This window comes from Corallococcus sp. bb12-1 (genome assembly GCF_026626765.1).
Classification (GTDB): Bacteria; Myxococcota; Myxococcia; order Myxococcales; family Myxococcaceae; genus Corallococcus; species Corallococcus terminator.
On the sequence record NZ_JAPNJZ010000030.1, the window covers coordinates 88988 to 109266 of the forward strand.

Sequence of the window (20279 nt, forward strand, 5' to 3'; positions counted from 1 at the left end):
CCGCTCATATGGACACCGCGCTGACCCCGTTGTCGTACCAGCCCTATCTGGACCAGCTCATCGCCTTCGGCAGCGAGGAGCCGCGCAAGCCGGACCTGCTCGACGCGAAGGCGGAGTACTTCCGCCTCACCGGCGAGGTGTTCGAGGACGACAAGTTCTTCGAGCTGCGCATGGCGTCGTTCCTGGACTACTACCTCTACGATCGCGTCTCGCCGCTCACCGGCAAGACGCCGGCCGTGGAGCTGTATGAGCAGCGCACCCAGTCCGCGGCGCCCGAGGAGGCCAACGCCTTCCGCAGCTTCACGGAGACGGTGCACGGCCTCTTCGAGGTGCGGAAGCTGGGCAAGGGCATGGTGCGCCTGCGCGAGCTCTTCACCGGCAAGGACTTCGACGTGACGGAGCGCCGCCACGTCGCGGGCCTGGAGACGGGGGACGTGCTGGAGGCGCGCCTTGTCCCCTTCGGTGGACACCTGCTGTTCTCCTCCGCCTTCTGCTACCACCCGGCGATGGCCCTCAAGTCCATCAAGGCCGAGGTGAAGCGCCGCAAGAAGAAGGAGCCGGAGCGTCCGGCGCGCGACCTCGTGTGGGAGTGCGCGCGCAGGGCCCTCAACGTGGAGCGCTACCGCCAGCTGTCGGTGGAGAAGCTCTACGACTTCGCGCAGAAGCCTTTCTGAGTCGAGCAGGGCTCCTGCCTGGGCGTCCACCGCGCGCTAGACGCGGTGGATGCTCATCAGGTTGGTGTTGCCCGGGACGTTGAGGGGCACGCCGGCCACCACGATGACGGGCGTGCCGGGCTCGCAGAGGCGCTCCTCGTGGCAGAGGCGGCGCACCTGCTTGAGCATGGCGTCCGTGGTCGCGACGCGCTTCACCAGCCGACTCGTCACCCCCCAGTACAGCGCCATCCGGTTCACCGTGTCCGCGTTGGGCGTCAGCGCGATGACGCGCGCTCCGGGGCGGAACTCGGAGATGAGCCGCGCGGTGTGGCCGCTCTCCGTGTACGCGATGATGGTCCCGATGTTGAGCTGCCGCGAGGCCGCCACCGCCGCCGCCGCGATGCCGGTGCCCAGATCCTCGGAGCGCTCGAAGGGGGAGTGCACCAGGGAGGTGGTGCCCGTGCGCTCCGTCTCCTCCACGATGCGCGCCATGGTGGCCGCCGCTTCGGTGGGGTAGCGGCCCGCGGCCGTCTCACCGGACAGCATCACCGCGTCCGCGCCGTCGAGGATGGCGTTGGCCACGTCGGACACCTCCGCGCGCGTGGGCCGGGCGTTGTTCACCATGCTCTCCAGCATCTCCGTCGCGACGATGACGATGCCTCCCATGCGGTTGACCTCCCGCACGGCGCGCTTCTGGATGGCCGGCAGCTGCTCCAGCGGCATCTCCACGCCCAGATCCCCCCGGGCCACCATCACCCCGTCCGACTCCGCGGCGATGGCCTCCAGGTTCTCCACCGCCTGGGGCTTTTCAATTTTGGAGATGAGTGGCGTCTTGCGCTGGGCCACCAGCGCGCGGGCCTGCCGCACGTCCTGGGCGGAGCGCACGAAGGACAGCGCCACGTAGTCCACGCCCACCTCCTGGCCGAACGCCAGGTCCAGCTTGTCCTTGGCAGTGATGGTCGGGACGGACATGGCCGTGCCCGGCAGGTTGAGGCCCTTGTGGTCCTTGAGCAGCCCGCCCACCTCCACGCGGCAGGACACGTCCTGGCCGTCCACCTTGAGCACGCGCAGCCGCACCCGGCCGTCGTCCAGGAGCACCACGTGCCCCTTCTCCACATCCCGGGGCAGCGAGCGCACGGGGGTGGGGATGACGCGGCCCTGGCCAAGGACAGCCCGCGTCGTCACCGTCACCGTGTCGCCGGCCGTCACCATCAACTGGCCGCCCTCGAACTTGCCCAGGCGCACCTTGGGACCCTGGACGTCCTGGAGGATGGCCACCGGCACGCCCAGCTTCTTCGACACCGCGCGGATGCGCAGGATGCGCTGCCGGTGCTCTTCGTGCGTACCGTGGGAGAAGTTCAACCGGGCCACGTTCATGCCCGCGCGGACCAACCCTTCGATGACGTCCCTGGAGTCCGAAGCGGGCCCCAACGTGCAGATGATCTTCGCCTTGCGCATAAGGCCGCGCATCCTAACACGGTGATCATGGCGGTTGAGGCGGGTCGCCGCAGGAGGCGAACCAGGCGGCTGCGTCTTGCGGCTCTGCGAATGAGCGTCTCGACAGCGGGCCGGTGGTGGGCGCTGAAGTTGTCCATGACAACGACATCGTGGGGCTTGAGTGGGCTGCGGCAGTGGTGAGCGGCGTACGCTGGAAGAAGCCCAAGCAGGTTGTGGCCGACGGGGGGGCGCCGCGGTGGAGCGGACGTGGAGCGTGACCCGCGAAAGCAGGGGCTCGACAACGATGGGTGTCTTGCAGGGTGGCTCATGCGTGCCCTCAGCCGACGCCTCGTTCTGCAGTGTGCCGCGCTCCACCGACAAGAGAGCCATCCTCCTGGAGGATCGCCGGGGAACAGTCGGTGGCTGCGTACTTGCGACTCGGTGTCCAGTGTGTGCGGGGCGAGAGGATTGCAACGGCTGCGCCGGGCTCCTCTGGGGAGGTGCCATGCGGCACGAAGCCTGGCGTAGCGCGGATGTCGTGCCCATCTCGGATATCCGCGCGTCCGCCTATGAAGTCCCTACGGATCCCTGCCGCCGCACATCAACTCGAGCAGGCCCGGCATTTCACCGAATCACTGGCGGGGGGCGACACCGAAGCAGGCGGGGTCATCAAGCAGTCCCTCAAGGGGATGGTGGACAAGCTCCTGCCACACAAGGAGTAACCCCCCCCGTGCTCCGCGCTGGAGGGGCGAGACAGCGGCGGGCGCGCGAGGACACCACCGCGCCTGGACACAAGGAGGAGGCGATGCGGATCCGTGGACAGAGGGGAGCGGTGGCCGCCCGGGTGGAGCCCTGGAGCCTGTTGCGCGACGTCGTGCTCCCCGGAGCCGTGGCGGGGATGCTGGGGGCTTTCGCGATGGCGCTGCTCGCGTGCGCATGCACGGGCGTGCTCCAGGGTGCTCCCTGGCGACCGGCGCTCCTGACCGCGGGGCTGTTCTTCCGCCAGGGCGCCGCCCAGGGCGCGGAGGCCGTCCTGCTCGGCCTGCTGATCCACTTCGCGGTGGCGGGCGGGATGGCCACGGGCTTCGCGCTCCTGCTGCCCCGGAAGGGCACGGCCGTGGTCGCGCTTCTCCTGGGGCTGCTCTACAGCCTGGCGATGTGGGGGGTGATGACGCGGCTGATCCTACCGTTCGGCTCGCCTCCGCTCTCGCGCGAGGATCCCTCGGCGCTGTTGCTCCTGCTGCACCTGGCCTTCGGGGCGGCGCTCGGAACGGTGCCCGCCGTCCGCCGCGTCCTCACCCGCGTGGACCTGCTGCGGCACCGCCTCCTCGCGCTGAGGGCCGCTCCGCGCTGAGGCTCACGGCTGCTTCGGCCCCGCGGGCCCCGGCGGACGCGCCGCACCGGGCGCGGCCTCGAGCCCTGGCAGCGGCTCCACCGGGAACGGGCCCGGTGGAATGGTGGGCGCGAAGCGCGTGCGCGTCTCCAGCACGCACACCGTCAACAGCACCGCGACGAACACCACCGACGTGAGCAGCACCAGCGCGTTGCTGCCGCGCTGCTCGCGCAGGTGCATGTAGAAGAGGGCGATCAGCACGCCCTTCATGCCCGCGATGATGAGGGCCACGGGCAGCGACCACGCCCCATGCGGCAGCGTGTGCAGCAGGTACGTCAGCGCCGTCAGCGCGAGCAGCACCGCGCCCACGACGAGCACTCCAGGCACGCCGAGCGACCGCCCCGGCTTCTCGACGAAGTCCTCACCCGCCATGGGCCTCTCCTCACGACAGGTACAGGATGGGGTAGACGAACAGCCAGATGACATCCACCAGATGCCAGTACATGCCGCCCAACTCCACGGGCGTCGCATACGCCGCGCTGAACGTCCCGGACGCTGAGCGCACCGCGAGCACGCTCAACGTCCCCACGCCCACCGTCACATGCAGCGCGTGGAAGCCCGTCAGCAGGTAGTACAGCGTGAAGAAGAGGCTCGCGCCCACCTGGGGGACTTCCCGCAGCCGGTAGGCGTCCCCGGGCAGGCCCCCCTCCTTCACGTGGTGCGCGTACTCCACGCCCTTCACCGCCAGGAAGACGAGGCCCAGCAGCGCCGCGGCCCCCAGCAGTGCGCCCCCCAGCCCCGGCCTGTCCTCGCGCACCGCGTGCACCGCGAGCGCCACCAGGACGCTGCTCGTCACCAGGAGGAACGTGTTCAGCGTGCCCAGCCCCACGTCCATGGTGAGCTGTGCCGCGCGGAATGCCTCCGGATACACGGAGCGGTACACGCCATAGGCGGTGAAGAGGCTGGCGAACAGCAGCACCTCCGTCGCGATGAAGATCCACATGCCCAGGTACGCCGCCTGACGGCGCGCCCCTTCGGAGCCCCAGTGCTCCGTGACGGCCTCAGGCGGCATGCGGCACCTCCGCCTCGTGTGGCGCGTACTCGTGCGGCCCGGTGGGGTACTCGGGCGTGACGGGGAAGTTGTGGGTGGGGGGAGGGGAGCGGGACTTCCACTCGAAGCCCTGACTGCCCCAGGGGTTGTCCCCCGCGACCGCCCCATACTTCAGGCTCCACGCCAGATAGCCCGCGATGCACAGCAGGCCGAACGCCAGCAGTGACGCGCCCGCCGTGGAGGCCACGTGCAGGGACTGGAAGTGCGGTGGATAGTCCGCGTAGCGGCGGGGCATGCCCATGTTGCCCAGCAGGAACTGCGGCACGAACGTGGCGATGAACCCGAAGATGACCAGGAGGGCCGCGCCGTTGGCCAGCCTCCCCGGGAAGGTGCGCCCGAACATCTTCGGAAACCAGTAGTGCAGCGCCGCCAGGAACGCCATCACCGTGGCGCCCACCATGATGAAGTGGAAGTGCGCCACCACGGAGTAGGTGTCGTGCCAGTGCAGGTTCAGCGACGTGGTGGAGTACGCAACGCCAATCATTCCTCCGAAGAAGAGGAAGAACATGAAGCCGAGCGTGTAGAGGAGCGGCGCCTCCACCGCGATGGAGCCCTGGTACAGCGTGCCCATCCAGGAGAAGAGCTTGATGGCGGTGAAGATGGCCACCAGCATCGACATGGCGCCGAACGCCCCCGCGCCGAACGTGGACTGGCCGGAGACGAACATGTGGTGGCCCCAGGTGAAGAAGCCCACGAAGGCGATGCCCAGCGTGGAGATGACAATCATCCGGTAGCTGAAGGCGTTCTTGCGGCTGAAGGCGCTCACCGCCTCGCTGATGACGCCCATGGACGGCAGCACCATGATGTAGACGGCCGGGTGGCTGTAGAACCAGAACAGGTGCTGGAAGAGCAGCGGGTCTCCACCGCGCGCGGGATCGAAGATGCCCGCGCCCACCACCCGCTCCAGCGCCACCAACAGCAGCACCATGCCCAGCACTGGCGTCGCCAGCACCTGGATGATGGCCGTGCCGTAGACGGCCCAGACGAACAGCGGAACCTTCATCCACGTCAGGCCGGGCGCGCGCAGCGTGTGCACCGTGGCGATGAAGTTGATCCCGCTGACGATGGTGGAGAAGCCGATGATGAACACCCCCATCAACACGGGGAGCACCGCGGTGCCCGTCGTCGTGCTGTACGGCGTGTAGAAGGTCCAGCCCGTGTCCGCGCCGCCTTCGAACATCCCCCACAGCGCGACGCAGGCCCCCAACACGTAGAGGTAGACGGACGCCAGGTTGAGCCGGGGGAAGGCCACGTCCCGGGCGCCAATCATCAGCGGCACCAGGAAGTTGCCGAAGGCGGACGGGATGGCGGGGATCATGAACAGCCACACCATGGTGACGCCATGGAGCGTGAACATCCGGTTGTACGCCAGGTGCCCCATGATGGTGCGGCCCGGGGTGAGCAGCTCGATGCGCAGCGCCAGGGCGAACACGCCGCCCACGAAGAAGAAGAACAGCGTCAGCACCAGGAACATCACCCCGATGCGCTTGTGGTCGTGCGTGGTGAGCCATGACCAGAGGGTGCGGCCATCCGCCAGGTAGTGGTCCGCGGCCAGGCGCTCGGGATCAACGACGGACGGGGACATAGGCGGGCTCCTGCGCCGCGGGGACGCCCGGGCGCGTGGGGTGCAAGGACTTGATGAATTCCACCAGCGCGCCAACATCCTCCGCGCTCAAGCGCCCGTGGTAGCCGGGCATGACGGGCAGGTATCCGGCGACCACCTTGGCCACCGGATCCATCATGGACTCGGTGAGATACGCCTCGTCCGCGAGCACCCTGCCGCCGCCCTCCAGCGGCTCCATGCGTCCGTACAGGCCCAGCCACGTGGGACCGATGTGGGGCGCGCCCGTCACCGTGTGGCATTGCAGGCAGCCCTGGGCGGCCGCGACGTGCTCGCCGCGGATCGCCATCGATTCCGGGCGGGGCGCGGTGGCCGCGCCGGGCAGGCCCGCCACCGGCACGCCCCCCAGTTGCGCGGCCCGCCACGCCTCGAAGTCCGCGGGCTTCAGCACCACCACCTCGCCGCGCATCTGCGAGTGGTCCAGCCCGCAGTACTCCGCGCACAGCACCAGGTGGCGGCCGGGCTTCGGCGCCTCGAACCAGAGGTCCGTGTAGCGGCCGGGCACCGCGTCGCGCTTCATGCGGAAGTCCGGCACGAAGAAGGAATGGATGACGTCCCGCGAGGTGAGCAGCAGCCGCACGGGCCGGCCCGCGGGCACCACCAGCGTGTCGATGGCGCTGGGGCCTCCCGGATAGGTGAACTTCCACATCCACTGCTTGCCGGTGACGTAGACGTCCAGCGCGTCCCGGGGAGGGCTCGACACCCAGACGTACTGGCGGAAGCCCAGGACGAACCACAGCAGGAACAGCGACAGCGGCACGCCGATGAACAGCCCCTCGAGCCACATGGGCGCCACCAGGCGCGGCGTGGGGGCCAGGGCCGTGCGGCGATGATATCGCACCAGGAACGTGAGGCCGGTGACGCCGATGCCCGCCGCCACCGCCAGCGTGGTGAGGAACAGGAAGTAATGCAGGTGGTCCACCTTCACCGCGAAGGTGGAGCCCTGCTCGGGGAGGAAGAAGAGCTGGCGCAGAAGCTCGTTCATCGAGCGCCCTCCGCGCCCGCTTCGGAGAGCAGCTGCTGGATGGCGACGTCGATGGGCTGGTGGATGATGCCCGCGTCCGCATCCACCCAGCCGTACCCGGCAAGCCGCGCGCGCTGTTCGGCCCGCAGCGCGTCCGCGCGTCCGTCCAGCGTGAAGGGCGCCTGGTTGACGCGGCCCACCTCCCACGCGCCCAGCGTCTTCGGCGGAGGGTTCTCCGACGCCGGACGCCACGCGACCCACAGGCCCCACGCGACGACACAGGCCGCCGCGAGGGTGGCGAGCGCCGCGCCACCGATGCGCAGCAGCCAGCCGGTGGGCACGGCTTCCTGTTCAGGAGGGGGGGGCCGGGCTTCGTTCATGGCGGGCGCACCTGGAGCGAGTGGACGAGATAGGGGTCTCCCACGGGGACCGGGTACATGCCGCGCGCGCGCCAGAGGGCCACCGCCACGCCCAGCCCGCCCACGCCCACCCAGGCGGTGAGCGCGGTCCACGGGACGGCCACGCGCTCCGGCGACAGCGACGGGAACAATAGCCACGCCATGTCCACGGCGTGCATCGCCAGCATCCACAGCGACACGGTGGCGAGCGTGCGCGGGCGCGACTTCAGCTCGCGCGACAGCAGCAAGGCGAAGGGCAGCACGAAGTGGCCCAGCAGCAGCAGCAGCGACACGTCACCCCAGCCACCCCGCAGGCGGATGCGGTACCAGCCCACCTCCTCGGGCAGCCCGGCCACCCAGATGAGCATGAACTGCGAGAAGGCGATGTAGGCCCAGAAGCAGATGAACGTGAACATCAGCGTGCCCAGCCGGTGGTAGTGGCCCGGGGACAGCAGGCTGCCGAAGTGCTGGGTGTCACGCGTGGCCGCGGCGGCGACCACCATCAGCGCGAGCGCCCCCACGGACGCGCCGGAGAAGACGTAGAGGCCGTACGCCGTGGACAGCCACGTCGCATCCAGCGCCATCATCCAGTCCAGCGTCATGAAGGAGAACGTGAGGGCCAGCGCGGGCAGCGTGCCGCCGCCCAGCCGCCGCTGCCAGGCGGTCCAGTACAGCTCGCCCATGGCGTCCTGGCGCACGGACCAGCGCAGCAGCAGGTGGCCCACGAGTCCCCAGGTGACGAAGTACAGCGCCGCCCGCCCCAGGAAGAAGGGCACGTTCTGGTAGAGGCCGCGGTGCTCGAGGATGTGCAGCACGTGCTCGCCCAGGGCCGGCGACGGCGCCACCCACGGGTAGAGCAGCCGCATGCCCAGCGCCAGCGGAGCGAAGAGCAGGAGGAACAGCGGCGCGGTGGCGGCCATCACCTCCAGCGCGCGCCGCAGCACCACCGGCCAGCGCGCCTTCGACGCGTGGAACATGGCGAGCAGCAGCAGCGCCCCCAGACACAGCCCCAGCCAGTAGGTGAAGCCGAAGAGGTAGCCGAACAGCGCCTGCCGCGCGTCCAGCCAGCCTCCCAGCGCGGTGGCAGCCAGCCCCACCACGCCCAGCGTGGCGCTGACGGCCAGGGGGCGCTGGCCCCCCTCGAAGCGGGGAAGGACCGGGGGCGTCATGGTGCGCGGACCTCCTGGCCCAGCCGCGCCCGCACGTCCGCGGGGGCGGAGGCGAGCGGCGCGCGCTGGCTGCGGCCCAGCGCGCGCAGATACGCGACGATGGCCCAACGCTCATGCGGCGGAAGCTGGGCGCCGTAGGCGGGCATGAGGCCGAAGCCGTCGGAGATGACGGCGAAGTAGAAGCCTGGAGGGTGCGGCAGGTCTCCAGTGGAGGACATGTCCAACAGGCCCTCCATGGGCCCGCCGGGCGGACCCACGAGCGCCAACCGCCGCGCGCGCTCCACGGCGGCGCCGCGGTCCGTCGCGCCACCGTCGTCCGCGGGGGCTTCGGGCGGACTTGTTTCGTCGGGGCCGTGCGTGTCCCGCACGGCGCCCCAGCCCCCCACTTCCCGTGGCAAGGGGAACGGCCGTGGACCCATGTGCGAAGCCACGGCGCGCGTGCCCGTGTACGGCGCGGCCCCCTCTTCGACTCCGTAGACGACCTGCGTGGCGTGGTCGTGCGGGACGAACAGGCCAGGGGGCCGGCGCTGCGGCATCTTCCGCGCGACGGCGCTGTCCCCGTCCCCCGTCAAGCCGTGGCACACCGCGCACCAGGTGTCGTAGGCCCCACGCCCTTCTTCCAGCAGCCCGAGCGTCAACGGTTCAGGCACCGCCTGGACCCAGCCGCCATCGGCCTCCAGCCCCTGCCGCCGGGCCGGCCCCTCACGGCGCAAGGCAAGCCACTCCTGTGCCACCGTCCCCGTCACCAGGGGCCGCATCGCCCGGCCATCCTCGAAGAAGGTGCTCGCGCCGAACGCCTCCGCGCGTGGCTGCGAGGCCAGCGGATCCAGGTCGTCACACCCCGCCCCCACCAGCCCCAGCAGCCCCAGCAGCGCTCGCCCGCTCATCGTCCGGCTTCCACCACCACCGACACCTGCCGCGCGCCCAGTTCGCACATCGCCTCCTCCACGGAGCTTGAGGACCGCGTGTCGCCATCCACCGTGACGCTCGCCCAGAAGCCGTCAATGGACGCGCTGCGGAAGGACTCCAGTTCGAATACCGGGTGCGTGACGTGCGGGAAGCCGAACAGCGCCATCAGCGCGCCAAAGATCATCAGCGCCGCGGACAGCACCGCCAGCTCGAAGGTGATGGGCAGGTTCGTGGGCACGCTGTGCAGCGGCCGGCTGCCCACGTTGAGCGGGTAGTCCACCGCGTTGGTGAACCACTGCGTGAGGTACGCGAAGCCCGCCCCCCCCAGCCCCGCCAGGAGCGCCAGCACCGGCAGCTTCGAGCGCTTCAACCCCAGCGCCTCGAAGGTCTCCTCCACCGGGAAGGGCGTGTACGCATCCAGCCCGTCGAAGCCCCGCGCGCGCAGGCCCTTCAGCGCCGCCACCAGTGCCTCGCTGGACCCGAACTCCCCCAGCACCCAGCGCCTCATGGGCGTCCCCCCTTCGTGGACTCAGGGACCCTGTGCTCCTTCTGGAAGCGCAGCGAGCCATCCACCTCGCGCTGAAGCTCCTTCATCTCGCTCACGGACACCGCCGGCACCAGCTTGAGGAACAGGAGGAAGGCCGTGCCGAAGAAGGCAATCGTTCCGCCCAGCAGGCTCCAGTCAACCCAGGTGGGCCGGTACGCGGCCCAGGAGGAGGGCAGGAAGTCCATGCTCAGCGACGCCACGACGATGAGGAAGCGCTCGGTCCACATCCCCACGTTGACCAGGAGGGACGCCGTCCACAGCACCACGACGTTCGTCCTCAGCCGTGAGGACCAGAACAACTGGGGCACCGCCACGTTGCAGAAGATCTGCATCCAGAACAGCGGCGCGAACGGGCCCATGAACTGCGCCCAGGTGGGGTGCATCTCATACGGGTTCCCGCTGAACCACGCGAAGAAGTGCTCCTGGATGTAGCCATAGGTCACCATCCATCCGGTGACGAGCAACACCTTGGCCATGTTGTCCAGATGATGCAGGGTCACCACATGCTCGATGCGCAGGGCCCGGCGCGCGGGGATGAGCAGCGTGAGCACCAGCGCGAAGCCGCTGAACACCGCCCCGGCGACGAAGTAGGGCGGGAACACGGTGGTGTGCCAGCCGGGCAGCTGCGCCACCGCGAAGTCGAAGGACACGATGGTGTGCACGCTCACCACCAGCGGCGTGGCCAGCCCCGCCAGCAGCAGGTAGCCCGTGCGCCACTGGCGCCAGTGCCGCGCCGAGCCCCGCCACCCCAGGCTCGCCAGCCCGTACCAGAAGCGCGCCCGGGGCGTGCGCGCCGTGTCCCGCGCGGTGCCCAGGTCCGGCAGCAGGCCCACGTACCAGAACAACAGCGACACCGTGAGGTACGTCCCCACCGCCGCGATGTCCCAGGTGAGCGGCGAGCGGAACTGCGGCCAGGCCCGCAGGCTGCTGGGGTAGGGCACCAGCCAATAGAACTTCCACGGGCGGCCCAGGTGCAGCAGCGGGAAGAGGCCCGCGCACATCACCGCGAAGAGCGTCATCGCCTCCGCGAAGCGGTTGATGGACCCGCGCCATTTGCCCTGGAGCAGCAAGAGGATGGCGCTGATGAGCGTGCCCGCATGGCCAATCCCAATCCACCAGACGAAGTTGGTGATGCCAAAGGCCCACGCCACCGGGATGTTGTTGCCCCACGTCCCCACGCCCACGAAGAGCGTGACACCAATGGCCCAGACGAGCACCGCCGTGCCCATCAGCCCCACCGCCATCAGCCCCCACCAGACGCGGTTCGGCCGGGCGTGCATGTACGCCAGCAGCGATTCGCTGTACTCGCGGTCGGAGTGGCGCCCGTCCAGCAGCGGGTACGCCGTCAGCGGGTCTCCGGGCGCGGGCACCTGTGGATCGACGTCGCTCACGTGCCTCCCTTCGGCGCCGGGTTCTTCAGGCGAACCAGGTGCACCGTGCGGGGCCGCGTGCCGAGGTTGTTGAGCAGTCGGTAGTGCCGGGGGTCCCCATGCCACCGCTTCACCGCGGACAGGGGCGTCAGCAGGTCCCCGAAGGTGATGGCCTGCGTGGGACAGGCCTGCTGACACGCGGTGCGCACCTCGCCGTCGCGGATCTCCCGCTGCGCGGAGCGCGCGACCAGCCGCGCCCGCTCGATGCGCTGCACGCAGTACGTGCACTTCTCCATCACCCCGCGCGAGCGCACCGTCACGTCCGGGTTCTGGCGCAGGCGGGCCAGCGGGTCGCGCGGTGAGTACTGCAGGTAGTTGAAGCGGCGGACCTTGTACGGGCAGTTGTTGGAGCAGTACCGCGTGCCGATGCAGCGGTTGTAGACCATCTGGTTGAGGCCCTCGTCCGAGTGGACGGTGGCGTTCACCGGGCACACGTATTCACAGGGCGCGCTCTCGCAGTGCACGCACGCCACCGGCTGGGTGATGACGCCCGGGTCGTCTGGATCGCCCAGGAAGTACCGGTCGATGCGCAGCCAGTGCATCTCCCGGCTCTTGAGCACGCCGTCCTTGCCCACCACCGACACGTTGTTCTCCGACTGGCAGGCCACCATGCACGCGCTGCACCCCGTGCAGCGGTGCAGATCGATGGCCATCCCCCACTGGTGCGTGTCGCTCGCCAGCGGCATCACCGGGTACAGCCGCTCAGGGTCCTCCTGCTGGGACTTCAGCGCCTGGGGACGCGCCTGGAATTCGGCGCCCGTGAACTGGAGCGCGAGCTGGCGTCCCTCCATGCTCCAGTGCTCCTGGGTGAGCGCCAGCGCATGGTGCCTTCCCGTCCGTGTGACGGTGAGCCCCGGAGCCCCCCACTGCGCGTCCAGGTGGCGCAGCCGGTACGCGTTGACGCCCACGCCCTGGCCCACCGGCCCCACCCGCTCGCGCCCGTGCCCCAGCGCCAGCGTCACGGTGTCGTCCGGCTGTCCGGGCAGCACCAGCACGGGCACCTCCAGCGCCTGCCCGCGCAGCTCCAGCCGCGCCACGTCGCCCTTCTCCAGCCCCAGGCGCCGCGCGGTGGCAGGGGACAGCAGCGCCGCGTTGTCCCACGTCAGCTTCGTCACCGGGTCGGGAAGCTCCTGGAGCCACGCGTTGCCGGCGAAGCGGCCGTCGTACAGCCGCGAGTCGAGCACCAGTCCCAGCTCCAGTCCGACCACGGCGGGCACCGGCGGGTGCGTGGCCGCCACCACCGCCGCTTCATCCAGCCGGGTCCGCGCGCGCGGCGCCTGCGTGTCGGGGATGACGCCCTCCCCCAGCCACGTCTCCCAGCGCGACTCGAAGGCGTCGTCGGCCCCCGCGCGCTCGCGCCACAGGGTCTTCAGCAACTCGTAGGGAGATTTCGACTCCAGGCCCGCGAAGGCCGCCAGCACGTCCACCTCCTGCACCGCACCGGGGAACAGGGGCGCGATGAGCGGCTGGAGCAGGGACGCGGTGCCATCCGGCGCCCGGCCGTCACGCCAGGCCTCATAGGGGTGGGTGGCGGGAGCGAAGGCGGGGCACAATGCCGCTGTCTCGTCCTCGTGGAGCCCGTGGTACAGGCGAAAGGGCGCGAGCGACAGCGCCTCCGCGAAGCCCGAGTCCCCCGCGCTCGCATACACCGGGTTCCACGCGGTGATGATCAACGTGTCCACCTGGCCCGCACGCAGCTCGCCCACCAGGGAGACGAGCGCCTCCGGACCGCCCTGGGGCTGCCTGAGTGGATCCACCAGCCGGGGCGCGTTGCCCAGCGCTTCATCCATCGCGAACGCCAGCGCGTGCACCAGCGCCGGCTGACGCGCGCCCACCGTCACGCGTCCCTGGCCCCGGTGCGCGAGCAGGTCTCGCGACGCCGTCTTCACCCAGGCGAGCTGCGCGGCTCCCAGCGCGTCGCCCACCGGCGGAAGGCCGGCCAGCGCAGGACGTCCCGTGCCCGCGCCCACCTCCGCCGCCAGCGCGAGCGCCAGTGCCAGCCCCTGCGAGGGTTTCACCCGCAGTCGCTCGTCCGCGAAGGCGCCGGTGAGCGTCAGCGTGCTCTCCGCGACCCACAGCCGGTTCATCGCCTCCGGCCGGCGCTCGGCGACGAAGTCCCGCGCTGCGCGCAGGTCGCCGGGGTGCAGCGTGGAGAGGAAGTCGTCGTCCAACGAAACCACCACCGCGCGCCCCACGTCGCGCACCACATCCAGCGGGCGGCCGTACGCCAGCCGCGTGCCCTCCACGCTCCCGTCCGACAGGGCCGCGCTGAAGGGGATGAGCCGTGCGAGCGGGAAGCGCTCCTGGATGCGCGCGAACAGCGCCTGCGCCAGCGGACTGCCCGTGGGCTCGACCAGGAAGCGCAGGCCCGCGCCGCCGTCGGTGCGCGTGGCCTGCCTCACCAGCGCCTCGCGCAGCACGCTCCATGCGACCTCTGCTCCCTGGAGTCGGGCCGCCTGCGCCCGGGCCGGGTCGTACAGGCCCAGCAGCGAGGCCTGCTCGAAGATGCCCGCCGCGCCCAGGCTTGCCGGGTGCGTGGGATTGCCCTCCACCTTGGTGGGCCGGCCCTCGTGGCTCTCCACCACCAGGCCCACCGTGCGCCCGTTCCACTCCATCCCCGTGGCGAAGTGCAGGGGCACGCCGGGCAGCAGTCCCTCCGGTGGCCGCGCATAGGGGAGGATCTTCTCCGGGGGCTGCCGGAAGCAGCCGGTGAAGCCCGCCGCCGCCAGCGAGGCCGTCGCGAGTTGGAGGAAGGTGCGCCGCGCCAGGCCCTCCGGCGGAGTCGCCGCGCCGGGGGGGAGCTCGCGCAGGAGCGCCTCGCGTCCAGGCCCTCCCGCGTGCCATTCCTCCAGGCTGCGCCACGCGCGCACGGGCGCGACGGACGCGTCCTGCGATACCGGCAGGGGGAAGGTGTCGGTCAGAAGTGGCATGTGTTGCAATTCGTTCGGGGGTGCACATCCAGGGCGGCCTGCACCGCGCGGCCCGTCTCGCGCGGGTCACCGGAGGGACGCCACGTCAGGTTCGCGACCTCGGACAGCGGACGCAGCCAGGGCGTCGGATCGCGATGGCACTCCAGGCACCACCCCATGGTGAGGGGCGCCACCTGCTGCACCGCGGGCATGGTGTCCACCCGCCCGTGACAGGTGACGCAGCCCACGCCCTTGTTCACGTGGATCTGATGGCTGAACCAGACGTAGTCCGGTAGCGCGTGCACGCGATTCCATCGCAGGGGCATCCCGTCGAAGCCGCTGGCACGCACCGGCTCCAGCTTCGCGCTCTGGTTCCACACCTGCGCGTGACAGCCCAGGCAGCGCTGTGTGGGGGGAACCCCCGCCACGGGAGAGCGCCACGCCCCCTCATGGCAGTACTCGCACGGGATGCCCTCGTCGCCCACGTGGTGCCGGTGGTCGAATTCCACCGGCTGCTCCCGAGGCGAGAAGGAGCCACGACCCAGCGGGTTTCGCGCCAGCAGCAGCAAGCCCGCCAGTGACGCAACGGGCATGCCCAGCGCCAGGGCGATGAGCACCCGCAGCAGCGAGTCGGTCCCGGGACGGAACAGCGGCGCCATGTTCCCCCTCCGTGCGGTAGGGAAGTCACCAGCGGACGTACCTGCTGGAGGTAAGGGGGACTGTGGCCGTGGAGGGACAAGGGCCACCAGCCGGCAGGGCCCTACCCGTCGCGTTTCGCACGCCCGGCGGACTGGCTGTTGCTGTCCCGACACGCAATGGCCCCGCGGGACAGGTCCCACCATGGCCAGGGCTCATCATCGAGGACGCAGCGGAAGCCCGAACGCTCCGCGATGAAGCGAGTCCCCGAACTGGAGCGCGCATCGTCCATTGTCCGCTGTGCCTCCGCGGACTCGGCGCTCGCGCTCCTCCTCTCAGACCGTCGCGCAATTGATCAAACAGGACCCGCCCACACCGGGTGGCTGGCTTGACAGGCTTGCGCCCGAAGGACTAACTCTTCGCCTACGCGCTGGGCGGAAAGTTACCGCCAGCCGGCGCACGCCATTCGTGGCTCTCAGACGCTTGAGACGAAGAAAGCCCGGCTACCCTGGGAGGGGGGGCCGGGCTTTCGCCGTTCCTGGGACCGCGGTGCGCTAGAGGTCGATCTGCTGACCCTTGCCCACGGGCGCCATCATCGGGTGCTCCGGGGCAGCGTGGTCCATGCCGATGTCCTCCGACGGGGGCTTCGGCGAGCCAGCGCTGGGCCCCATGGGCGGCGGCGGGGGCAGGGGACCCATGTCCATGTCTCCCCCGTGGCCGCTGCCTCCCACGCCCATGCCCTGCTGCTTCTGGAGGGCCTCGATTTCAGCGCGGGTGATGCCCGCCAGCGCCAGCACCTTGCGCGTCACGCGGATGCGCGCGTTGCTGTGCATGGCCATGGCGATGGAGTCCGAAGGCCGGGCGTCCAGCGCGAGCTGCTTCTGGCCCTGCTGGAGGAAGACGCGGCCGGAGTAGACGTTGTCCCGCAGGTCGTCGATGCGGACCTCGGTGACCTTGCCGCCCAGCTTGGACACCACGTCGTCCAGCAGGTCCTGCGACAGCGGCTGCGGAGGCGGACGCTCAGCCAGGCGGAAGGCGATGGAGACCGCCGCGCCCTCGTCCACGAAGAGGGGGAGCACCGTCTGCCCGTCCTTGGTGGTCAGCACGACGGCGTGCGTCTGCGCCTCCAGCAGGGGGACGACGTCCTTCACTTCCAACTCCACCAGCTCCGAGCAGGCCTTGGGGTCGCTGCCCTTCTCGGTGAGGCAGGGTTTCTCTTTTCCTTCCGTGAGCCCGGATGCGGCGATGGCGCCGGGGATACCGAAGGCCGGAAGGAAGAGCAGTCCTCCCAGCGCCAGCACCACGGCCGTGAACGGAGCGACGAAGAAGTTGGCGCGGTTGGACGTTTTCACATCCCTAACCTACGCACCTCTCCCTTCACCGAAAGTGCACCGCACTCCCGCCGACGCGAGCAGCCCACGGGGCCCTGCCCTCCGGGTTGGAGGGCAGGCGGGCAGGCGGGAACAAGGCGCGACTAGCGGTCCTGCTCCTCGTCCTCGGCTTCGTCGTCGTAGTCCTCGTCGTCCTCGGACTCCTCGTCGTCATCGTCCTCGTCGACGTCGTCGTCCTCCTCGGACTCCTCCTCGTCGTCATCATCGTCGTCGAGGTCGTCCTCCAACTCCTCGGCCTCCAGCGCCAACGTGACGGCGAAGTACTTCTTGCTCAACGTCGCGATCTGCGCGCGCATCTCCGTGAGCGCGGCGACGAAGTCCTCGGAAAGGTTGGCGGGCGCCTTCGTATCGCAGTGGGGACAGATGATCTTCTCCGTCCCTTCGATGAGGTCCTGGGCTTCCAACTCGAAGCTCGCCTCGCACTTCTGGCAGGTGAAGTCGATGCTCATGGTCGGGCGCGGCATACAAAGCAGGTGAACATGCTGTCAACGTCAGAGACGCGGAGACTTGGTTCTGCCCGGGCGCTTCCACTACGTTCGGCCGATGGACCTGCCCAAGACGATGCTGCATGCGCTGCATGACCAGGCCGCCCGGCTGGAACACCGGCCGGCACTCTGGTCCCACAAAGAGGGCACCTACGTGCCCACCTCCTGGTTCGATTATGCCCAGCGCGTCAAGCGCTTCGCCCTGGGGCTGTACGGGCGGGGGTTCCGGGAGGGGGACCCGCTGGGCATCCTGAGCTTCAACCGCGAGGCGTGGCACGTGGCCGCCTTGGGCGCCATGGCCCTGGGCGGCGTCCCGGTGGGGCTCTACACCACCAGCAGCCTGGAGCAGCTCACCTACATCCTGGGCCACTGCGAGGCTCGCTTCCTCCTGGTGGAGAACGCGAAGCACCTGGCCACCGCCCTGGAGCTCCAGAAGCGGCTGCCGGCGCTCAAGCACGTCATCGTCGTGGACGCGCCCACGCCCCTGCCCGAAGGCGTGGAGACGTACGCGGACGTGGTGGCCTCCGGGGGCAAGGCGGATGAAGGCCCCTACTGGGACGGCGTCCACGCGCTCCACCCGGACGGCCTGGGCACGCTCATCTACACGTCGGGCACCACCGGCCAGCCCAAGGGCGTCGCCTTGAGCCACCGCAACCTCGCGTGGACGGCGAAGCAGCTGGGCGAAACGATGGACTTCCGGGACATGGAGGACGACCGGCTCCTGTCCTACCTGCCGTTGTCGCACATCGCCGAACAGGTGGTGTCCCTGCACGGGCCGCTGCTCATGGGCATGCAGGTGTACTTCGCGGACTCGCTGGAAGCGCTGGGCAAGAACCTCCAGGAGGTCCGGCCCACCATCTTCTTCGGGGTGCCGCGCGTCTGGGAGAAGTTCAAGTCGAAGGCGGAGGAGGGGCTGGCCGCGCAGCCGCCCCTGAAGCGCCGGCTGGTGGCGTGGGCCCGGGGCACGGCCCTGGAGCGCAACACGCGCGTCCTCAACCAGGAGCGCGTGCCCATCTTGATGGAGGCCAAGTACGCGCTGGCGAAGAAGCTGGTGTTCGCGCCCCTGAAGACCCGCATCGGCCTGAATGAAGCGAAGGTGTTCGCCACGTCCGCGGCGCCCATTGGCCGGGAGGTGCTGGACTTCTTCGCCTCCATCGACGTCGTCCTGCTGGAGGCCTGGGGCATGACGGAGGTGACGGGCCCCGCCACGGTGAACACCGCCGAGTGCGCCCGCCTGGGCACGGTGGGCCGCCCCATGCTGGGCGTGGAGGTGCGCATCGCGGAGGACGGGGAGATCCTCGTCCAGGGCGGCAACGTGTGCCTGGGCTACCACCGCAACCCCGCCGCCACGCAGGACCTGCTGGACAACGGGTGGCTGCACACCGGGGACGTGGGGCAGTTGGACGACGCGGGCTTCCTGCGCATCACCGGGCGCAAGAAGGAGATCATCGTCACCTCCGGCGGCAAGAAGACGTCGCCCGCGAACATCGAGGAGCTGATCAAGGCCGTGTCGCCCGTGGGCCACGCGGTGGTGGTGGGCGACCGGCGCAACTACCTGGTGGCGCTGGTGACGCTGGAGCCGGACCGGGTGCGGAGGCTCGCGAAGGAGCGCGGCTGGCCGGAGGACGTGGCCACCCTGGCGAAGGACGCGCGGCTCCAGCAGCACCTGCACGAGGCCCTGGAGCGCGAGGTGAACCCGAAGCTGTCGCGCTTCGAGACCATCAAGCGCTTCACCGTGCTCACCAGCGAGTTCACCACCGAGAGCGGAGAGCTCACGCCCAGCATGAAGGTGCGCCGCAAGGTGGTGGAGGAGAAGTTCGCCGCCGCCATCGACGCGCTCTACCGCGAGCCGAACGGGGCCGCCGCGCACCACGACTGACGCCGGGGCCCGGACAAGCGAAAGGGGCGAGGGACTTTGGAAAGTCCTTCGCCCCTCACGTGCTTCAGGGATTCAAGCGACGGCTACTTCTGGCCGGTGCGCTTCTCGCGGGCGACGTAGTCGCGGCGGGTGGCGCCCGTGTAGATCTGACGCGGACGGGCGATCTTCTGCTCGTTGTCCGTGACCATCTCCTCCCACTGCGCGCACCAGCCCGCCGTGCGGGGGATGGCGAACAGGACGGGGAACATCTCCGCCTGGAAGCCCATCGCCTCGTAGATGAGGCCCGAGTAGAAGTCGACGTTGGGGTACAGCTTGCGCTTCACGAAGTACTCGTCCTCGAGCGCGATGCGCTCCAGCTCGAGCGCGATGTCCAGCAGCGGGTTCTTGCCGGTGACATCGAAGACCTCGTCCGCCACGCGCTTGATGACCTTGGCGCGCGGGTCGTAGGACTTGTAGACGCGGTGGCCGAAGCCCATCAGCTTCTTCTCGCCCTCGCCGCCCTTCACCTGCTTGATGAAGTCCGGGATCTTCGACACGTGGCCGATGTCGCGGAGCATGCGCAGCACGGCTTCGTTGGCGCCACCGTGCAGCGGGCCGTAGAGCGCGCCCACGCCCGCGGCGACCGCGGAGTACGGATCCACCTGCGACGAGCCGACCGTGCGCACCGACGTGGTGGAGCAGTTCTGCTCGTGGTCCGCGTGGAGGATGAAGAGCACGTCCAGCGCCTTCTCCAGCACCGGGTGCACTTTGTACGCCCCGCCGATGTGCTTCATCATCGTCAGGAAGTTGGCGACGTAGGACAGGTCGTTGCTGGGGTAGACGTACGGCAGGCCCATCGTGTGCCGGTAGGAGAACGCGGCGATGGTGGGCATCTTCGCGATGAGCCGGGTGATCTGGATCTCGCGGCTGCGCTCGTCACGGATGTTCTTCGCGTCCGGGTAGAAGCCGGACAGCGCGGCCACGGTGGAGCCGAGCATGGACATGGGGTGCGCGTCGTAGCGGAACCCGTCCATGAAGGACTTCACGTTCTCGTGCACGTACGTGTGGTGCGTGACGAGGTCGGTGAAGACCGACAGCTCCTTCTCCGTGGGCAGCTCGCCCTTCAGGAGCAGGTACGCCACCTCGAGGAAGCTGGACTTCTCCGCCAGCTGCTCGATGGGGTAGCCGCGGTACTCCAGGATGCCCTTGTCGCCATCGATGAACGTGATGGCGCTCTTACAATTCGCCGTGTTCAGGAACGCCGGGTCGTAGCCCATCAGACCGAAGTCATCGCTACCGGTCTTGATCTGGCGCAGGTCGGGGGTCCGGATACAGCCGTTCTCGATCGGGACCTCGTACGTCTTCCCGGTCCGATTGTCGGTGATCGTCAGCGTGTCCTTGGGCATGGGCGGAGATTTCACAGGGCGG

The 20279-nt window shown here is 69.7% G+C and carries 18 protein-coding genes; 3 read left to right on the plus strand and 15 right to left on the minus strand.

The features are described 5' to 3' along the window. Positions 1-8 precede the first annotated feature (8 nt). Positions 9-674, plus strand: a complete 666-nt coding sequence (locus OV208_RS36865) for a hypothetical protein (RefSeq protein WP_267578635.1) — start codon at positions 9-11, stop codon at positions 672-674. A 36-nt stretch (positions 675-710) separates the two neighbouring features. Here the strand turns inward: OV208_RS36865 and pyk are convergent, their stop codons facing one another. Continuing rightward, positions 711-2111 carry a pyruvate kinase gene (gene pyk, locus OV208_RS36870; RefSeq protein WP_267578636.1) on the minus strand — a complete coding sequence of 467 codons (1401 nt, stop codon included), beginning with the start codon at positions 2109-2111 and terminating at the stop codon, positions 711-713. A 784-nt stretch (positions 2112-2895) separates the two neighbouring features. Between pyk and OV208_RS36875 the strand changes: the two genes are divergently transcribed. Beyond that, positions 2896-3444 carry a hypothetical protein gene (locus OV208_RS36875; protein ID WP_267578637.1) on the plus strand — a complete coding sequence of 183 codons (549 nt, stop codon included), beginning with the start codon at positions 2896-2898 and terminating at the stop codon, positions 3442-3444. A 3-nt stretch (positions 3445-3447) separates the two neighbouring features. Here the strand turns inward: OV208_RS36875 and OV208_RS36880 are convergent, their stop codons facing one another. The 13 genes from OV208_RS36880 to OV208_RS36940 form a co-directional block, all read right to left on the minus strand. Beyond that, positions 3448-3855, minus strand: a complete 408-nt coding sequence (locus OV208_RS36880; protein ID WP_267578638.1) for a cytochrome C oxidase subunit IV family protein — start codon at positions 3853-3855, stop codon at positions 3448-3450. A 10-nt stretch (positions 3856-3865) separates the two neighbouring features. Beyond that, positions 3866-4495 carry a cytochrome c oxidase subunit 3 family protein gene (locus tag OV208_RS36885; protein WP_267578639.1) on the minus strand — a complete coding sequence of 210 codons (630 nt, stop codon included), beginning with the start codon at positions 4493-4495 and terminating at the stop codon, positions 3866-3868. Beyond that, complete coding sequence (locus OV208_RS36890) at positions 4485-6119, minus strand: cbb3-type cytochrome c oxidase subunit I (protein WP_267578640.1); 1635 nt, start codon at positions 6117-6119, stop codon at positions 4485-4487. The genes OV208_RS36885 and OV208_RS36890 overlap by 11 nt, the downstream gene beginning before the upstream one ends. Continuing rightward, complete coding sequence (coxB, locus tag OV208_RS36895) at positions 6100-7140, minus strand: cytochrome c oxidase subunit II (RefSeq protein WP_267578641.1); 1041 nt, start codon at positions 7138-7140, stop codon at positions 6100-6102. Before coxB ends, OV208_RS36890 begins: the two co-directional genes overlap by 20 nt. Continuing rightward, positions 7137-7499, minus strand: a complete 363-nt coding sequence (locus OV208_RS36900; RefSeq protein WP_267578642.1) for a hypothetical protein — start codon at positions 7497-7499, stop codon at positions 7137-7139. The genes coxB and OV208_RS36900 overlap by 4 nt, the downstream gene beginning before the upstream one ends. Continuing rightward, positions 7496-8686, minus strand: a complete 1191-nt coding sequence (locus OV208_RS36905) for a hypothetical protein (protein WP_267578643.1) — start codon at positions 8684-8686, stop codon at positions 7496-7498. Before OV208_RS36905 ends, OV208_RS36900 begins: the two co-directional genes overlap by 4 nt. Further along, on the minus strand, positions 8683-9573 hold the full coding sequence (locus OV208_RS36910; protein ID WP_267578644.1) for a c-type cytochrome: 891 nt from the start codon (positions 9571-9573) through the stop codon (positions 8683-8685). Before OV208_RS36910 ends, OV208_RS36905 begins: the two co-directional genes overlap by 4 nt. Then, positions 9570-10103 carry a DUF3341 domain-containing protein gene (locus tag OV208_RS36915; RefSeq protein WP_267578645.1) on the minus strand — a complete coding sequence of 178 codons (534 nt, stop codon included), beginning with the start codon at positions 10101-10103 and terminating at the stop codon, positions 9570-9572. Before OV208_RS36915 ends, OV208_RS36910 begins: the two co-directional genes overlap by 4 nt. After that, the gene (gene nrfD, locus OV208_RS36920) at positions 10100-11533 is read right to left on the minus strand and encodes an NrfD/PsrC family molybdoenzyme membrane anchor subunit (RefSeq protein WP_267578646.1); all 1434 of its coding nucleotides are present in this window, start codon (positions 11531-11533) and stop codon (positions 10100-10102) included. Before nrfD ends, OV208_RS36915 begins: the two co-directional genes overlap by 4 nt. After that, positions 11530-14502 (minus strand): TAT-variant-translocated molybdopterin oxidoreductase, encoded by a 2973-nt coding sequence (locus OV208_RS36925; protein ID WP_267578647.1) that lies wholly within the window; start codon positions 14500-14502, stop codon positions 11530-11532. Before OV208_RS36925 ends, nrfD begins: the two co-directional genes overlap by 4 nt. Then, the gene (locus OV208_RS36930) at positions 14490-15140 is read right to left on the minus strand and encodes a cytochrome c3 family protein (protein WP_267578648.1); all 651 of its coding nucleotides are present in this window, start codon (positions 15138-15140) and stop codon (positions 14490-14492) included. The genes OV208_RS36925 and OV208_RS36930 overlap by 13 nt, the downstream gene beginning before the upstream one ends. A 531-nt stretch (positions 15141-15671) precedes the next feature. Continuing rightward, complete coding sequence (locus OV208_RS36935) at positions 15672-16469, minus strand: bifunctional nuclease family protein (RefSeq protein WP_267578649.1); 798 nt, start codon at positions 16467-16469, stop codon at positions 15672-15674. A 122-nt stretch (positions 16470-16591) separates the two neighbouring features. Then, positions 16592-16957: a hypothetical protein gene (locus OV208_RS36940; RefSeq protein WP_244238026.1), complete on the minus strand. Its 366-nt coding sequence runs from the start codon at positions 16955-16957 to the stop codon at positions 16592-16594. A 94-nt stretch (positions 16958-17051) separates the two neighbouring features. On the opposite strand from OV208_RS36940, the gene OV208_RS36945 reads away from it, so the two are divergent. After that, a complete protein-coding gene (locus tag OV208_RS36945) occupies positions 17052-18872 on the plus strand; it encodes an AMP-dependent synthetase/ligase (RefSeq protein ID WP_267578650.1) in 1821 nt (606 codons plus the stop codon). A gap of 83 nt (positions 18873-18955) precedes the next feature. Here the strand turns inward: OV208_RS36945 and OV208_RS36950 are convergent, their stop codons facing one another. After that, the gene (locus OV208_RS36950) at positions 18956-20257 is read right to left on the minus strand and encodes a citrate synthase (protein WP_267578651.1); all 1302 of its coding nucleotides are present in this window, start codon (positions 20255-20257) and stop codon (positions 18956-18958) included. Positions 20258-20279: the final 22 nt, after the last annotated feature.

Coding starts and splice junctions, on each gene's coding strand:
- OV208_RS36900 (WP_267578642.1), bottom strand. CDS start 7,499: ATGAACGAAGCCCGGCCCCCCCCTCCTGAACAGGAAGCCGTGCCCACC.
- OV208_RS36945 (WP_267578650.1), top strand. CDS start 17,052: ATGGACCTGCCCAAGACGATGCTGCATGCGCTGCATGACCAGGCCGCC.
- OV208_RS36910 (WP_267578644.1), bottom strand. CDS start 9,573: ATGAGCGGGCGAGCGCTGCTGGGGCTGCTGGGGCTGGTGGGGGCGGGG.
- OV208_RS36905 (WP_267578643.1), bottom strand. CDS start 8,686: ATGACGCCCCCGGTCCTTCCCCGCTTCGAGGGGGGCCAGCGCCCCCTG.
- OV208_RS36940 (WP_244238026.1), bottom strand. CDS start 16,957: ATGAGCATCGACTTCACCTGCCAGAAGTGCGAGGCGAGCTTCGAGTTG.
- coxB (WP_267578641.1), bottom strand. CDS start 7,140: ATGAACGAGCTTCTGCGCCAGCTCTTCTTCCTCCCCGAGCAGGGCTCC.
- OV208_RS36925 (WP_267578647.1), bottom strand. CDS start 14,502: ATGCCACTTCTGACCGACACCTTCCCCCTGCCGGTATCGCAGGACGCG.
- pyk (WP_267578636.1), bottom strand. CDS start 2,111: ATGCGCAAGGCGAAGATCATCTGCACGTTGGGGCCCGCTTCGGACTCC.
- OV208_RS36890 (WP_267578640.1), bottom strand. CDS start 6,119: ATGTCCCCGTCCGTCGTTGATCCCGAGCGCCTGGCCGCGGACCACTAC.
- OV208_RS36950 (WP_267578651.1), bottom strand. CDS start 20,257: ATGCCCAAGGACACGCTGACGATCACCGACAATCGGACCGGGAAGACG.
- OV208_RS36930 (WP_267578648.1), bottom strand. CDS start 15,140: ATGGCGCCGCTGTTCCGTCCCGGGACCGACTCGCTGCTGCGGGTGCTC.
- OV208_RS36875 (WP_267578637.1), top strand. CDS start 2,896: ATGCGGATCCGTGGACAGAGGGGAGCGGTGGCCGCCCGGGTGGAGCCC.
- OV208_RS36915 (WP_267578645.1), bottom strand. CDS start 10,103: ATGAGGCGCTGGGTGCTGGGGGAGTTCGGGTCCAGCGAGGCACTGGTG.
- OV208_RS36880 (WP_267578638.1), bottom strand. CDS start 3,855: ATGGCGGGTGAGGACTTCGTCGAGAAGCCGGGGCGGTCGCTCGGCGTG.
- OV208_RS36865 (WP_267578635.1), top strand. CDS start 9: ATGGACACCGCGCTGACCCCGTTGTCGTACCAGCCCTATCTGGACCAG.
- OV208_RS36885 (WP_267578639.1), bottom strand. CDS start 4,495: ATGCCGCCTGAGGCCGTCACGGAGCACTGGGGCTCCGAAGGGGCGCGC.